At 38.1% G+C, this 15,454-nt stretch carries 18 protein-coding genes; 6 read left to right on the top strand and 12 right to left on the bottom strand.

What is annotated here, in order from left to right; all coding sequences use genetic code 11:
* Positions 1–93 precede the first annotated feature (93 nt).
* The 9 genes from F968_RS06015 to F968_RS05975 all read right to left on the bottom strand — a co-directional run bounded on the left by F968_RS06015 (position 94) and on the right by F968_RS05975 (position 9,154).
* Positions 94–1,983 (bottom strand): M48 family metalloprotease, encoded by a 1,890-nt coding sequence (locus F968_RS06015; protein WP_004791276.1) that lies wholly within the window; start codon positions 1,981–1,983, stop codon positions 94–96.
* 78 nt (positions 1,984–2,061) lie between these two features.
* The gene (purF, locus tag F968_RS06010) at positions 2,062–3,603 is read right to left on the bottom strand and encodes an amidophosphoribosyltransferase (RefSeq protein WP_004791274.1); all 1,542 of its coding nucleotides are present in this window, start codon (positions 3,601–3,603) and stop codon (positions 2,062–2,064) included.
* Positions 3,604–3,628: 25 nt separating this feature from the next.
* Positions 3,629–4,216 (bottom strand): CvpA family protein, encoded by a 588-nt coding sequence (locus F968_RS06005; protein WP_004791272.1) that lies wholly within the window; start codon positions 4,214–4,216, stop codon positions 3,629–3,631.
* Between the two features lie 6 nt (positions 4,217–4,222).
* Positions 4,223–5,227, bottom strand: a complete 1,005-nt coding sequence (locus tag F968_RS06000; RefSeq protein WP_004791270.1) for a quinone-dependent dihydroorotate dehydrogenase — start codon at positions 5,225–5,227, stop codon at positions 4,223–4,225.
* An 89-nt stretch (positions 5,228–5,316) separates the two neighbouring features.
* On the bottom strand, positions 5,317–5,796 hold the full coding sequence (gene gspM / locus F968_RS05995; protein WP_004791268.1) for a type II secretion system protein GspM: 480 nt from the start codon (positions 5,794–5,796) through the stop codon (positions 5,317–5,319).
* Positions 5,796–6,935 carry a type II secretion system protein GspL gene (gspL, locus tag F968_RS05990; protein ID WP_004791266.1) on the bottom strand — a complete coding sequence of 380 codons (1,140 nt, stop codon included), beginning with the start codon at positions 6,933–6,935 and terminating at the stop codon, positions 5,796–5,798. The genes gspM and gspL overlap by 1 nt, the downstream gene beginning before the upstream one ends.
* Positions 6,936–6,958: 23 nt before the next feature.
* Positions 6,959–7,414 carry a SixA phosphatase family protein gene (locus F968_RS05985; protein WP_004791265.1) on the bottom strand — a complete coding sequence of 152 codons (456 nt, stop codon included), beginning with the start codon at positions 7,412–7,414 and terminating at the stop codon, positions 6,959–6,961.
* Positions 7,415–7,470: 56 nt separating this feature from the next.
* Positions 7,471–8,544, bottom strand: coding sequence for an NAD(P)H-dependent glycerol-3-phosphate dehydrogenase (locus F968_RS05980; protein WP_004791263.1), 1,074 nt, complete (start codon positions 8,542–8,544; stop codon positions 7,471–7,473).
* A 34-nt stretch (positions 8,545–8,578) separates the two neighbouring features.
* The gene (locus F968_RS05975; protein ID WP_004791260.1) at positions 8,579–9,154 is read right to left on the bottom strand and encodes a nitroreductase family protein; all 576 of its coding nucleotides are present in this window, start codon (positions 9,152–9,154) and stop codon (positions 8,579–8,581) included.
* 208 nt (positions 9,155–9,362) lie between these two features.
* Here F968_RS05975 and F968_RS05970 point away from each other — a divergent pair, with 208 nt between their 5' ends.
* The gene (locus F968_RS05970; RefSeq protein WP_003650739.1) at positions 9,363–9,743 is read left to right on the top strand and encodes a hypothetical protein; all 381 of its coding nucleotides are present in this window, start codon (positions 9,363–9,365) and stop codon (positions 9,741–9,743) included.
* 38 nt (positions 9,744–9,781) lie between these two features.
* On the opposite strand, the gene rhlB is transcribed toward F968_RS05970, so the two are convergent.
* Positions 9,782–10,933, bottom strand: coding sequence for an ATP-dependent RNA helicase RhlB (gene rhlB / locus F968_RS05965; protein WP_004791258.1), 1,152 nt, complete (start codon positions 10,931–10,933; stop codon positions 9,782–9,784).
* A 103-nt stretch (positions 10,934–11,036) separates the two neighbouring features.
* Positions 11,037–11,249, bottom strand: coding sequence for a cold-shock protein (locus F968_RS05960; protein ID WP_000126912.1), 213 nt, complete (start codon positions 11,247–11,249; stop codon positions 11,037–11,039).
* Positions 11,250–11,624: 375 nt separating this feature from the next.
* Here F968_RS05960 and F968_RS05955 point away from each other — a divergent pair, with 375 nt between their 5' ends.
* The 5 genes from F968_RS05955 (at position 11,625) to F968_RS05935 (ending at position 14,358) form a co-directional block, all read left to right on the top strand.
* Complete coding sequence (locus F968_RS05955; RefSeq protein WP_004791256.1) at positions 11,625–11,870, top strand: sulfurtransferase TusA family protein; 246 nt, start codon at positions 11,625–11,627, stop codon at positions 11,868–11,870.
* Between the two features lie 133 nt (positions 11,871–12,003).
* On the top strand, positions 12,004–12,870 hold the full coding sequence (gene rpoH / locus F968_RS05950; RefSeq protein ID WP_004791254.1) for an RNA polymerase sigma factor RpoH: 867 nt from the start codon (positions 12,004–12,006) through the stop codon (positions 12,868–12,870).
* Positions 12,871–12,982: 112 nt separating this feature from the next.
* Entirely contained in the window at positions 12,983–13,348 is a 366-nt protein-coding gene (locus F968_RS05945; protein WP_004791252.1) for a DUF423 domain-containing protein, read from the top strand.
* 13 nt (positions 13,349–13,361) lie between these two features.
* Entirely contained in the window at positions 13,362–13,559 is a 198-nt protein-coding gene (gene thiS, locus F968_RS05940) for a sulfur carrier protein ThiS (RefSeq protein ID WP_004791249.1), read from the top strand.
* A gap of 13 nt (positions 13,560–13,572) precedes the next feature.
* Entirely contained in the window at positions 13,573–14,358 is a 786-nt protein-coding gene (locus F968_RS05935; protein WP_001154366.1) for a thiazole synthase, read from the top strand.
* A gap of 198 nt (positions 14,359–14,556) precedes the next feature.
* Here F968_RS05935 and yaaA read toward each other — a convergent pair whose 3' ends face one another.
* Entirely contained in the window at positions 14,557–15,336 is a 780-nt protein-coding gene (yaaA, locus tag F968_RS05930) for a peroxide stress protein YaaA (protein WP_004791247.1), read from the bottom strand.
* Between the last annotated feature and the right edge of the window lie 118 nt (positions 15,337–15,454).

Genomic DNA, 15,454 nt, shown 5'->3' with positions numbered 1-15,454 from the left:
TCAATACCTCTGCTTAAGCTACATTCTAACGGGCTTGAGTTTTTTTTTCAGTGTTTTATTTCGTTCAGCTGTTTTTATAATCGTAGATGTCTTTTAAATAATCATCACACTATTTCTTTTTTGCATTTGCTCAACAATTTCTTCTGTTTCAAAGCCAAATCGCCAATAAAGTAATTCAAGTACATCTAGTTCGTCTTGTGTGATAATACGATCACTCCACAAGCACATTTCTGCGATCGCAAGAATACTAAGACGGTCACGTAATAATAAACCTGCAATGTCATTTAAAATTTCAGCTAAATCTAAAGGCTCATCTGAAATTTCATCATAGACATACATCTCATCTGGATTAAGTAACGAACGTAAAATACGTTCACGTACTTCTAACTGATTTGGACTATTAATTTGCTGAACATGAAGCAAGGCATCAATTAAACGAACAATTTGAGGTTTTACTTCTTCAAATGCTGTTGGCAAATGTAACGGCATTAAATTCAACTCATATTTGACCCGCTCCAGCAAAAGCGCATCTAGCAAGCCAATTTCGCCATCTTCTTGAATAATGAGCGCTAGTTTTGTTAGAAATTGCCGCGCAATACTTGCTGGCATATGCCCAATATTTTTACACGCATCATGAAATATCTGAATATGGATACGCCCATCAAGATTTAATAAAGCATCAATAATGGCATGGCTAACTGGTGCATCTTTAGGTATGAATTCTCGATATTGGCGAATCATCAAAATAGCGACCATTACCTCACGTGAACCCGTAGCAGTTTGAAGTGCACGCTGAATAAGCTCAGGACGCTTTTTATTTCGACGCACATCACTACTAAGAGGCTTAATAGCATCATTTAATGCAAAACTAATGGGTGACAACCTTAATAAGGGTAAAGGTTGCGGAGATGACCACGGAACATAAATTTCTTTTTCAGATTCTTCTAAAAAATGAAATAAACTAAATAACGGACGATTGCGAAGCTTTTTTAAATTTTCTAATTGTAAATCTTGTAGCAAAGTCGGATTTAACTCGTAAATACGCTCACGAATACTTGGGTGAATATTCATCCAACTTTGCGGACTCAGTGAGTTAGCAAAACACATATGCGCGATTGATTCAGAATAGGCACTATGGATTTGTGAGCCAGAATGGTGGACATAAATACGCAACAAAGTCTGGGTATTAGCACTATTTTTTAATAATCGTACCGTTTTTTGGTCATTACGAAATGTGCGTCCACTCAAAGTTAAGTATTTAATAAATCGGGTAATTAGTACGCCTAGGCTTCCAGCTAGCCAAATGACACCACCCACTGCAACAAATACTGTTTCAAATTTATGTTTATAACCTGGGCTGTAGCGTTTAAAACCTTGTTTCGCTAATTTACTGCCCCACTGACTAAATGTCGTTAATCCGCTATATAAAATCTTTAATTTAGTATTCTCAACAGCTTCACCCGATAGAATCTGATTAAACTCATGACCCAACAAACCATATAGTTCAAGTTTATCCAGATTTTGCAAAGCTCCCCATGTCAAAATGATCACAATATCTTTAGGGTGAAAACCTGCCGTAAGCGCATTTACACCTACTTCATCAGGCAAAACATATAAGGTGGGAACTTTAAGCGTAAAATTTTGCGCCAAATATTCAGTAATTTTTAATGCTTCAAGCTCTTCAGGTGTACTTTCTTCTTTTACTAATCGACGCGCTTTCAATTGTTTTGCTAAAGAATGCCCACCTTTACGCAAGATATAAAGTTCAGTAACTACCGACCAAACCATAATAAAAAGCAATAGCGCGACGAAATAAGGACTTAAGGTATGCCACCAGATGGGCTGACTATAATCAAAAAAATGGACGAGTAAACCTAAAATTAAATTTAAGATAAAAATAGTAAGCAACACAGCAACCAAACACATAGTGATGGACCATGCCATATTCTTATTTTCGATTAGATAGTGGCTTACTTCTTTCAATGTAAATATTCCCAATTACATTGTTAGTTTTCATCATAAAAGAAAAAAGCGGGAAACACCCGCTTTTTTCAGCTATTTCTATTCTTCTTTAATGCCTGTTAAATCTACAGAAGCAGCGTCAACATTCACATCAATGTAGCCATCTTTTTTCTTTTTAGCAGAATCATTACGCTTCTGCTCCAAATTATTTAGATAAGCACTATCAATATCACCTGTTACATAAACTCCATCAAACACAGAGCAATCAAACTCAGTTAGATCAGGCACTTTGCTGGTACGTACAGCATTTTTCAAGTCTTCCAATTCTTGGAAAACCAAACGATCAGCACCAATAATTTCCTGGATCTCTTCTACACTGCGTTCTGAAGCAATAAGCTCAGCTTTAGCAGGCATATCAATACCATAAACGTTTGGATACATCACTTTTGGTGCGGCTGACGCAAAGTATACTTTTTTTGCACCAGAATCACGTGCCATCTGGATAATTTCGTTACAGGTTGTGCCACGAACAATTGAGTCATCAACCAATAAAACATTCTTACCTTTAAACTCAAGTTCTACAGGGTTTAATTTTTGGCGTACTGATTTTTTTCGTTGTTGCTGACCTGGCATAATGAAGGTACGACCGATATAACGGTTTTTCATAAAACCTTCACGGAACTTCACACCTAGAATATTTGCAAGTTCTAATGCTGAAGTACGGCTCGTATCCGGAATTGGAATAACCACATCAATATCGTGGTCCTCACCCCAGTCACGTAAAATTTTATGGGCAAGTTTTTCACCCATTTTTAAACGAGCTTTATAAACTGAAATTCCGTCAATAATGGCATCAGGACGTGCAAAATAAACATATTCAAAAATACATGGACGGTATTTTGGATTAGCTGCACATTGTCTTGAGAACAATTCACCATCTGAATTGATGAAAATTGCTTCACCTGGCTCAATATCACGCTCAATTTTGAAACCAAGTGCTGTAATAGCAACTGATTCAGAAGCGATGATGTATTCCATCTCGCCTTTTTCAGTCATACGTGAACCATAAATCAGTGGGCGAATACCGTTTGGATCACGGAAACCAACCAAACCATGACCAGTAATCATTGCCACTACGCCATATGCACCCAGACAGCGCTCATGTACACGAGAAACTGTGTGAAAGATATCATCTGGTGTAGGATTTAAAGTACCGTTCTTTTGCAACTCATGCGCGAATACGTTCAAAAGAACTTCTGAGTCAGAGTCCGTATTCATATGACGTAAATCTGTTTTAAACAGATCATCATGAATATCTTCGGCATTGGTTAAGTTACCATTATGTGCAAGCGTAATACCGTAAGGTGAGTTCACATAAAATGGTTGTGCTTCAGCACTGCTAGCAGAACCAGCAGTTGGGTAACGTACATGGCCAATACCATAATTACCAAGTAATGCTCTCATATGACGAGTATGAAAAACATCACGCACCATACCGTTATCCTTACGAAGGAAAAGACGGCCTTCATGGCAGGTTACTATTCCAGCTGCATCTTGCCCACGATGTTGCAACATCGTTAAAGCATCAAACAACATTTGGTTCACTGGCGATTTACCGGCTATACCAACAACTCCACACATAGCAACCTCGCAGACAAGCTAGGAATTAATAAAAAGGATTCTTTGTCGAATGGTCGGATCGGTTTTCTAAATCTTCCGATTCGTCCATTGGTTTTGAAGGGGTGCTTGATGCACTACCTCCAGATGTTATTTGATGAAATGCCTCACTTGCAGCATCCTTAGACAATTCGGTCGCTAAAGGTGCATAAGGCAGTAAAAATTGTATAAGTATGGACTGTTTCCAATTTGGTGAACTTTCAACCCAAGGCCCAACGCCTTGCATTGTAATCAACACAACCAACAAGCCCTTTAAGGAACCAAAAGCACCACCTGCTAAACGATTTAATGGCCCCAATTTCAGACTTTTCAAGAGGCCATTTAAAAATGCAGTGACGATCCATGTTAAAACAATGATCATCAGTGCTATGAATGCGAAAGCTGCAATTTTTTGAACAACCGGATCATGACTCAAACCAGACATGGACGGCGCAAGAAGGACAGCATATTTTGCACCCATAATTAATGCAATGATCCATCCTATCAAGTTCGCAAAGGCTTTGATAAATCCTTGTCGCAAACCGTTTAGCCCCCCAATGAGCAAAAGTATCAGAATAATGATATCAATTGTGTTCATATTCACTTAAGTCATGGCTGCAACACATTGTTTTACTAATATAGGACCGGTATAAATCAATCCGCTATAGATTTGTACTAATGTTGCTCCAGCTTGCTGTTTGACTGCTGCTTGTTCACCCGACAAAATTCCACCCACGCCAATTAACGGGATTTGTCCTTTTAACGTTTGGGCAAATAAACGTAAGCATTCGGTACTTTTTTCAAAAACAGGCGCACCTGATAATCCGCCCGACTCATTACCATTAGGAAGGTTTTCTACACCGTCTCTAGATAAAGTCGTATTGGTAACAATTAAACCATCAATCTTAAATTGCAATAATTGTGCTGCAATAAACTCAACATCTTCAGCTGTTAAATCAGGCGCAACTTTTAAAACTAAAGGAACATAATGGTTATATTGCTCGGCAAGCTCAAGTTGTCTTTCTTTTAATGTTTGCAATAATTCAGTTAATGCATCGCCACTTTGTAAACTTCTTAAGTTCTTAGTATTTGGAGATGAAATATTAACAGTAATATAAGAGGCGTAGTTATAAACTTTCTCAAGACAAATCAGGTAATCATCAACAGCCTTTTCTACAGGCGTATCTGCATTCTTACCAATGTTAATACCTAGAATTCCTTTAAATTTTGAAGCTTTGACATTCTCAACAAGCTTATCAACACCATCATTGTTAAAACCCATGCGGTTAATAATGGCTTTAGCTTCAGGAATACGGAACAATCGCGGTTGTGGATTACCCGATTGAGGACGCGGTGTAATTGTTCCAATTTCAATAAAACCGAAACCCAGTCCGGCTAAAGAATCAATATGTGCACCATTCTTATCAAGTCCAGCCGCCAAACCCACCGGATTTGGAAATTCAATTCCCATACAGGTTGTTGGTTTTGATTCTACGCTCTGGCGTAGCAGGCCGAACTTATGTGCTTTATCAAGCATAGATAATGTTAATTCATGGGCACGCTCTGGTGCTAAACTAAACAACATCGGGCGAGCAAGTGAATATAACATACCAATCACAGTCTACTGATTTTAGGTAGGCATATTATAGGCACAGGCAGCACAAAACACCATGCTTAAGAACACCATATTTTAATATGTTATTGAACCGTCGCTGTTAATTTAATCTGTCCGTCACTTGAAACCATTTCCATTTTTTGAATACTTAAGCCCATTTGAGCAAGTTGGGTCAAAAAGTTCGCTAAAATTGCATAATTCTGATGAGTAACAATAATTTGTAACTGCTCACCATTTTGTTGAGAAGTAACGGTTAAGCCTTGTTGCTGAGCTACACGTTGTATTTTTTCCGATTGACCCAACTCAAGTTCATTTGCGGGTTTCATGGTAACCGCATTACTCTGCATCCATACCATCAAATCTTTTAAATCATTTAAGCGTTGTTGTTGTTGTTCTGCCAAAGAATGCATTTTCCAAAGTGAAGCTCCTACAATAGCCACAACGACAAAGATTGTAGTAAAGATGACCATAATACGTTCACGTACAGTTAAGCGATCCAAATATTGAACGATCTGTTCAACCCACTGATCAAAGCGGTTTTGCAATTGAGTTATCATTTTCATTATTGTATTTTCACCACCCCAATTGCCCCACCACCGTCGGCCTGAACATTACCGAGCTCTGCTTTAAATCCCTGCTGGTTAAGTTGCTGAGTTAAAGCTTGTAAATCATCTGCCGACTTTGCTTTTAATGCCATTGTTAATATTGACGCATCATAATTTAACTGCTGAGCTAAAATTTGTCTTTGCATTAAAATAGGTCCAACACGACTCAATAAAGAAAGTGCTTGTGTATCACCTTGCTTACTCATGCGTAAATGACTTTCAAATTGGCTTTTTATGTTCTGCTCATTTACACGACTAGAAGAACCAAACCAATATTTATATTGCTCAATCGTCTGTTCAGCGGTTTGATTAGCCACACTTTTTAACTTTACCCAGCGCAACAAGTCATAGCTAAACTGAACCACTATAATTGCTAAAATAACAGCAGCACATGCTTTCCAATAACCTGAAACCGATTGCTCTTGCCCTTTAGCTTTAGGTAGAACATTAAAAGGATGCTGTTTAGGTTTATCTAATGCCTGAAATTGATAAATAAATTCTGAACGCTGCTCAGCACTTGATGCTGCCATCAAGCTTTCTAATTGCTCTGATGTCAAACCACTATATTGATAATGGGTTTCAACCGGCTGGAACTCTAAAAACAATCCTAAATCATCTAGAGAATTACCGACCCATTTACTTTCACGCACAAGTAATTTCTGGTCAATATTGCATAAGACCACTTGCTGATCTTGAGGTTCCGGTAAAATTAAAAAGTCTGGCAATAAAGCAACGAGTTTAATAGGCAGCAAAGCCATTGCATGTTGCCATGTTTCTACTGTTGTTTTTGCCACTCCCAATATAGTCAATTGATCAGCATGAAAATGGTGAACCACTTTCATATGATCAATCGGCAAAGTCACAAATTCTTCAAGCAAATATTTAACACCGTCTGCCCCGAGTTGCTTGTAATGAGACTTTGCCATGTGCTGCTGGAGTACCTGAGCATGGCGACTAGGGAAAAAGATGACAGCTTCTTTTCCTTGATGTAGTTGCAGATCTTGTATTAATTGATCAAGACTTGCTGCCTGCAACCAGTTTTCTCCGTTAGACCAATGCCATATTCCATTGGTTTCAGGCATCCATAAATACAGCATAATGGGCTAAATGACCTTTTTAATTATATTGTGGGTACAAAACTATTTTTTTGTGTTGATAAACCAGTAGCAATCACCGCCTGATCATAAATTCGAGCTTCGGCAAGTGCAAATGGATTAAAGTTTTCATGAGTCAATAGTTCAGCAATATGCCCTACTACATTCATATGACAGACGACTACAATTGACTCATACGGAACCTGAGACAACCACTCAACCGCTTCTTTCGCATTATCATCTGGTTTAATTTTATCGCATAACAGCACGGGAACATCTTTAAAATAAGTTTGAATATGCGCTAATGTTTCTTGAGCACGCAATAATGGACTCACTACAAAAATATCTGGCTTAACAATATCTTTTAAAAATGTTGCTGTCTGTTCAGCTTGAGCATGCCCACGAGCAGTAAGTGGACGTTTAGTATCATTACCATTTACTGGAGGAGCAGCTTCCCCATGACGAACTAATGTCAGTTGCATAAATATTCCTTGTTAATAATTCTTGCATTATAACCGTAATTTATGACATTTCTTCTTCAGACTTCATGATGAGGTAAAACAAACTCAACATCACTACGGTGCCCATTCTTCATAAGAGATAATGCAATATTCAAAGGAGGTGCCCCTTCAAAGATAACCTCATATAAAGCGTTGGTAATTGGCATATATACGTCTAGTTCTTCTGCTTTACCACGCACCTGAACAATCGTATTAATTCCTTCAGCGGTTTGCCCCAATTCTTTACTCGCTTGGTCAAGTGTTTTACCTGAGCCTAAAGCATAACCAATTTGATAATTACGGCTTAATGGACTATTACAGGTTGCAAATAAGTCACCAACGCCAGACAAACCTAAGAACGTTAATGGGTTTGCACCTTGTTTGACTGCAAAACGGCTCATCTCGGCCAAAGCACGCGTTAAAATCATACTCTTGGTGTTTTCACCAATTTTATAAGCTGCACCAATTCCCATTGCAACGGCATAAATATTTTTAAGTGCTCCACCCAGTTCAACACCATGCACATCATCACTACCAAAAACTCGGAATAACGCACTATGCAGAGCATGCTGTACAGCATAACGAACGAGTTCAGAATCACTGGCAATAACAGTACCAGATGGCATACCTGCCATAATCTCTTTAGCGAGGTTTGGTCCAGACAATACCCCATAAGGCACTTCTGGCAATTCTTCGCGAATAATATCGCTCATGAAGCTAAAAGTTTTAGCCTCGACACCCTTGGTTAGAGAGACAATCGCTTGTGCAGTAATAAAAGGAGCAATTTGTTTTAAGACATCACGAAATGAATGGCTAGGAATGGCCACTAAAATAATATCTCGATCACATACTGCTTGTTCAAGATCAGACACAGCACGCAATGAGGACTCTAAAACAAAGTCTGGCAAATAACGTTTATTAATATGGGTTTTATTGATTTCTTCTGCTGTATCAGCATCACGAATCCAGATCATGGTGTCGCAGCCATTACGTGCAGCTAAATTCGCCATAGCCGTACCAAAACTGCCTCCACCTAAAACAGTAATACGTAATGCTGTTTTTTTATCGACCGCAACAGGTTCCACTAAATCTGTAAACTTAAATTCAGCCATGCTTTATTATCCTATTTCTTACTTCTACAGACTTTTATGCCTGCCAAACTTTTACGAATTCTTTACTTTCAATATCTGCACGCGGTGCAATCGCTTTAGCTGCTGTGCCCACATAAATAATACCTGAGATTAAATCATGTGGTTGCAATCCTAAATGCTGTTTTAACCAATTTGATTCGACAACAGCGCCACTACGCCACATGGTAGAAAAACCTTGAACTTGTAAAGACAATAAAAGGTTTTGTACGGCAGCCCCCGTACTTAAAATCTGTTCAAAATGAGGAACCTTGGGGTGATCATGCAGCTGCGTAAGCGCTAAAATGAGTAAAGGTGCGCGGAAAGGATGTTGCTTAACCCGCTCAAGTTGCGCTGAGTCAGTTTCACCTAAATCAGCCAAAGCTTTTGCTAAAACTTCACCAAAAGCAGCACGTTGTTCAGCCTCGATAACGACAAAACGTGTTGGTTTAAGTCTATGGTGGTCAGGAGCAGTTAACGCAGCTTGAAAAGCCAATTCTAATTGATCTGCATTTGGCGCAGGCTCAATCAATTGACCAATAGATTGACGTTGGTGAATATTCTGATGAATTATCTGTATTGCTGAATCCGTCATTAATATTGATCTAACTCAAAAAATTCAAAATAGATTAGCATAATCTACAGATAATCCACCATCGTATCTAAAACATAAAAACAATCAGGTCATGCTTTGACATTTTTTAATACAAAACATCAAAACTCATACAACGTCTTCAAAAACAATTAGAAAAGCTGTGTTCAAATATATAATTATTTTAGCAATTAGCGATATTAGGTGAAACATGAAAAAAATAATTTTAGCGAGTGCGTTGAGTAGTGTTGTTTTATTACTAGGTGCTTGTGCCACTACCCCTAAGAACACTTTGGCAGTTCAAAAAGAAAATAATCAATTTGAAGTCACAGGTATTGGAAAAACGAACCTAATTGCAAAAAATAATGCGATTACTGCCGCTCAAAAAACTTGTTCAAAAAGCACCAGTCCTGTTGTAGTAGATGAAAAAACAACATACAACGGTGTATTAAAAGATGTTGTAAGCGAAAAAACTGGTCAAATGGTTGAAGCGGCGGCTGGTGTAATTGGCACCTTAACTGGCAAAAATGCATCACTTGCAAAAGACGATGATTATCAAACAACCCTTACCTTCTATTGTAAAATTAATTAATCAAAAAAAATCCCAATCAACTGATTGGGATTTTTTTATTAGCAATAACCGTCTAGACGGGTTAATGGTAATTTCTTACCAATTGCTTTTTCAATTTCCGGCAAGTAAAAAGCATCATCTTCAGATAAGAAACTTATACTTACACCTTGTGACCCAGCACGACCTGTACGTCCAATGCGGTGTACATAATCATCTGATTGCTCAGGCAAAGTATAGTTGATCACATGAGATACGCCATCAACATGAATACCACGGCCTGCAACATCAGTTGCGATCATGACATTATTTTTACCCTGCTTAAACTGCTCTAACATTTTTAAACGTTTATCTTGAGCAATTTCACCTGAAAGCATACCGACGCGATATCCATCTCTCTTTAAATGATCATAAAGACGGCGTACTTGATCACGTCGATTCGCAAAAATCATAACTTTATCGATAGGCTCTTCACGCAAAATATCTTGTAGCAAACGATATTTATCTTGTTTAGCGACGACATAAACGCGCTGCTCAACATCATTGTTAGTTTTTTGCTCAGGCTCAATCTCAACAGTGATTGGTTCAAACAACCATTGTCTTGCCAAATTAAGCACATCATAACTAAAAGTAGCCGAGAACATGAGCGTTTGACGTTGTTCCTTACGTGGGGAATAACGCACAATACGTTTTACAGAAGGAATAAAACCCATGTCCAATAAGCGGTCAGCTTCATCGATGACTAAAAATTCAATTTGATCGAGCCAAACTTCTTTTTGTTCTACAAAATCAATTAGACGCCCAGGAGTGGCAACGATGATGTCGACAAAATTAGCATCCAACTGTTTCTTTTGCTTATCGAAATCTACGCCACCCAACAGTGTCACGATGTGTAAATCTGAAAATTTTGTGAGTAACTTTGCATCGCTTTCGATTTGCAATGCTAATTCACGCGTAGGCGCCAAAATCAAGGCACGTGGCTCACCACGAAAACGCTGCTCTTGAATTGGGTTATGTAACAAGTCATTAATTACACTAATAAGGAAAGCAGCAGTTTTACCTGTTCCTGTTTGCGCTCTACCAATCGCATCATGCCCGCCCAACGTATATTTTAAAACCTTTTGCTGAATCGGGGTCATTTGCTTAAACCCTAAAGCATCAATCGCCTTTTTAAGTTGCGGATGTAAATTCAAGGTTTCAAAACCAGATGTCATAAATACGTGCTCTAACAAACAATCTCTCTAATGAGAAGATCATTATAAACAAAAACGCCCCAATTCAAAAATTGGAGCGTCCATGATTCATCAAAAAGATGAATTAGTCTAAAGGCTGAACGTTTTCAGCTTGAAAACCTTTTTGACCTTGTACTACACTAAATTCTACGCGTTGGCCGTCACGTAAAGAACGGTGACCGTCACCAACGATTGCGCGGAAATGAACAAATACGTCATCACCACCGTTACGTTGAATAAAGCCAAAACCTTTAGTGTCGTTAAACCACTTTACTACGCCTTGTTCGCGAGCTGTCATAAGTCAATCCTCAGATGTTGAAAAAAGGACCTTCCGGTGTTGCAAACAGCAGAGCAAACAAGTGTTTAAAATATTTATAATCTTAAAGCTTGTAATCATTCTGTAAAACTATCAACAATTTCCGGTTACATCCATTTGTTATAAGATTTTTAAACCAATTTAAGTGTGTGGTAAATCTTAAAACGGTTCGAGCTTACCACGGGTTTATGACAATTAATAGAATTTTTTTCAATTATTCCCCGTATTTTTAGTCGTTTTTTTAAACAGCTTATTACAATATTTTTTATAGGTAATTGCTTGTTTCTTCTTTTATAAAATGTGCAGCATTTATAAAAAAATTTGTTAGAATAATTTTTTTAGTTGTTTTGATGATGAATGACCAACACTTCTTCTACTACAGCGCCCATTGAAATTAATGCTTTAGGCCAACCCTGTCCGATGCCTTTATTAATGCTAAAACGCGAACTCAAAAAAGTATCGGGTAAACAGCTATTCTTATTAAAATCTTCTGACCCTCATAGTGAAATAGATGTAACTCGTTACTGTGGTTTACATCATTTTATGTGTCAGACAACACATATATCCGAAAGAGAATTTCACTATTTAATTGAAACTCAATGATTCTTTGATAAACTAAAAGATTAGAAATTGCATAAAATTTTACATTTCTCTACCCAATTTTCCTTAATTATGAAGCTGATTCAAATTAAGATGAATTTATTGGTTATCCCATCCGATCCTACAAGGAGAAATCATGAGTGACAGCAGCAATCAATTGATGCCCCTGTCATTGTCTGCGCCCGGTGTAAACCTTGGTGCATATATCAGTACTGTCAATCAGATTCCTATTTTAACGGCCGAGCAAGAAAAAGAACTTGCTGAACGTTATTATTATGACCAAGATCTTGATGCCGCAAAAATGCTGGTAATGTCGCATTTACGTTTCGTCGTTCACATTGCGCGCAGCTATGCAGGTTATGGCCTACCACAAGGCGACCTTATTCAAGAAGGTAATTTAGGCTTAATGAAAGCCGTGAAGCGTTTCGACCCAAATATGGGCGTGCGTCTTGTATCTTTTGCCGTCCACTGGATTAAAGCAGAAATTCACGAATACGTTATTCGTAACTGGCGTATTGTCAAAATTGCAACGACCAAAGCACAACGTAAATTATTTTTCAATTTGCGTAGTTTAAAAAAATCGAGTAAAAAATTAACGCTCGAAGAAGCTCAATCGATTGCGAATGACTTAAATGTTACTGCAGAACAAGTTCTGGAGATGGAAGGTCGTTTAACCGCTTATGATGCTGCTTTCGAAGCTCAAGGCGACGACGACGATGACACTCCGCATACTGCACCTGCATTGTATCTTGAAGATAATCGCTATGATCCAGCTCGTTTAGTTGAAAATGAAGACTGGGAAGAGCAAAGTACCTCTGCTTTACATGATGCAATGGATCAGTTAGATGATCGTTCGCGTAATATTCTACAACGTCGTTGGTTAGATGATGATAAATCTACTCTCCACGAGTTAGCAGCCGAATATAATGTATCAGCAGAGCGTATTCGTCAGCTTGAAAAGAATGCAATGGAAAAAATTAAAATTGCTATGTCTGCAAGCTAAAAAATAAGTTTAAAAATAAAAGGGCGTTTAGCCCTTTTGTTTTATCTGGCTATGTTTAGCCAACCCAATCTATGATAACGTTGCCTTTCATTATTCATTTGCGTTTTTTGTTATGTGGATTGCCATTTCAGCCCTTAATCTTGCCTTTGCAGTCATGTTGGGTGCTTTTGGAGCACATGGTCTTAAAGCTCACGCGAGTCCCGAGCAACTTGTTTGGTGGCATACTGCAACTGACTACTTTTTCTACCATGCTTTAGGCTTATTAGCACTTGGTATTTTAAGCAAAGTTATCCTGACGTTCCCCATTAAATTACCATTCTTATTGATTCAGATCGGTATTTTATTTTTCTGTGGTTCACTCTATATCATGGCACTTGGATTACCGAGAATTTTAGGGGCAATTACACCAATTGGCGGAGCATTTATGATAGCTGGATGGCTCGTTTTGGCTTGGAATGCCCTCAAATACGCAAAATAATTGGAATGTGATCATGCAAATTTATTTAAATGGCGAATTAACGGACACGCCTTGTCAAAACCTGTTGCAACTCATTCAGGAAATGGCACTTGAAGGAAAACGCTTTGCTGTCGAACACAATCAGCAAATCGTTTCTAAAAGCAAATTAGAGCAAATCACTATTGCTCAACATGACCGTATCGAAATTATTCACGCTGTTGGCGGCGGCTAAGTCGGAGTTATCCATGCAAGACACCCCTCTCATTATTGGTTCACGTTCTTTTCAATCTCGTTTATTGGTAGGAACTGGCAAATATAAAGACTTAAATGAAACGGATTTAGCTATTCAAGCCAGTGGTGCAGAAATCGTAACTGTCGCAATCCGCCGTGTGAATATTGGACAAAATCCAGATCAACCGAATTTACTGTCTGTCATTCCACCAGAAAAATATACAATTTTGCCAAATACCGCAGGTTGTTTTGATGCTGATAGCGCAGTTCGTACTTGTATGCTAGCGCGTGAGCTACTCGATGGTCATAACCTAGTAAAACTTGAAGTTCTAGGCGATGAAAAGACCTTATATCCAAATGTAACCGAAACTTTAAAAGCAGCTCGAACTTTGATTGATGATGGTTTTGAGATTATGGTCTATACCTCTGATGACCCGATCATTGCGCAAGAACTTGAAAGTATGGGCTGTGTTGCGATCATGCCTTTAGGTAGTCTAATTGGTTCAGGTTTAGGTATTTTAAACCCTCACACCATTTCAATTATTAAAGAAAATGCAAAAGTACCAGTTTTGGTAGATGCAGGCGTTGGTACAGCAAGTGATGCAGCTATTGCTATGGAGCTTGGTTGTGACGGCGTACTGATGAATACAGCAATTGCAGCTGCTCAAAATCCTATTTTGATGGCTTCTGCAATGAAAAAAGCTGTTGAAGCTGGACGTGAAGCATTTTTAGCTGGTCGTATGCCACGTAAGCGTATGGCAAATGCAAGCTCACCAGAAACAGGTTATTTCTTTAAATAATTTATTTCTTGCAAGAACACAGCCTTTAATTGCCGTTGTAATTTTAGTGCAACTTGTATAGGCATTTTACTTTTCAAAGATGAAAAGTAACAAAAATCTTTTGTTTCGCTGATATTACATCCATGTAATACAGCGAAACGGTGGCATCCATGCCACTTCACGATAGTTACCGCTTACAAGAGTTTAACTTGAGTAAGGCTAAGCCACTTGCTCATCGCGCTTAAATACCAACTCTTTTGCTGATGAATTCTCAACATCAAAGTAGTATCCATCGGTATTGAACGCTTTAATATCCTCAGCTTTATCTAATTGGTTTTCAATCATAAAACGAGCCATTAAGCCGCGTGCTTTTTTCGCATAGAAACTAATGACTTTATATTTGCCATTTTTCTGATCTAGGAAAACAGGCTTAATAATTTCAGCCTTAATTTTTTTCTCATTGACCGATTTGTAATACTCATCTGAAGCTAAGTTTACAAGTAATTCAGAACTTATTTCTGCCAAATCTTCATTAATCTGATTGGTGATAATTTCACCCCAGAACTCATACAAATTATGACCACGCGTATTTTTTAATTTAGTGCCCATCTCAAGACGATAAGGCATCATTAAATCTAAAGGACGTAATAAACCATATAGACCAGAGAGCATACGCAAATGCTGCTGTGCAAAATCAATATCTTTATCTTTTAAATGGTACGCATCTAAACCCGTATAGACATCGCCTTTAAATGCATAAATTGCCTGACGAGCGTTTGAAAAATCAAATTCGGGCTTCCAATCTCTAAATCGGTCTGCATTCAATATGGCAATTTTTTCACTAACACTCATTAAACTCGCAATTTCCGAAGCAGAAAGTTTACGGCTAACATCAATTAATTGTTCTGAATGTTCTAACAAGCGAGGCTGAGTAAACTCATCTGTAGGTAACGCTGTTTCATAATCCAAAGTTTTTGCAGGAGAAATTAAAGCAAGCATACATAACCTGAAAAAATTATTCTTAATACCAACTATAACAGTAGATATTTTTTAATGCTAACTCGTGTTTTCAATGACGACTATCGGTAAAATAGCATCACGTATTATTATTTAGCGG

Source organism: Acinetobacter sp. NIPH 817 (assembly GCF_000368405.1).
Lineage (GTDB): Bacteria > Pseudomonadota > Gammaproteobacteria > Pseudomonadales > Moraxellaceae > Acinetobacter.
The sequence above is the reverse complement of the archived record's forward strand: the minus strand, read 5'-3'. Positions and strand labels throughout refer to the sequence as shown.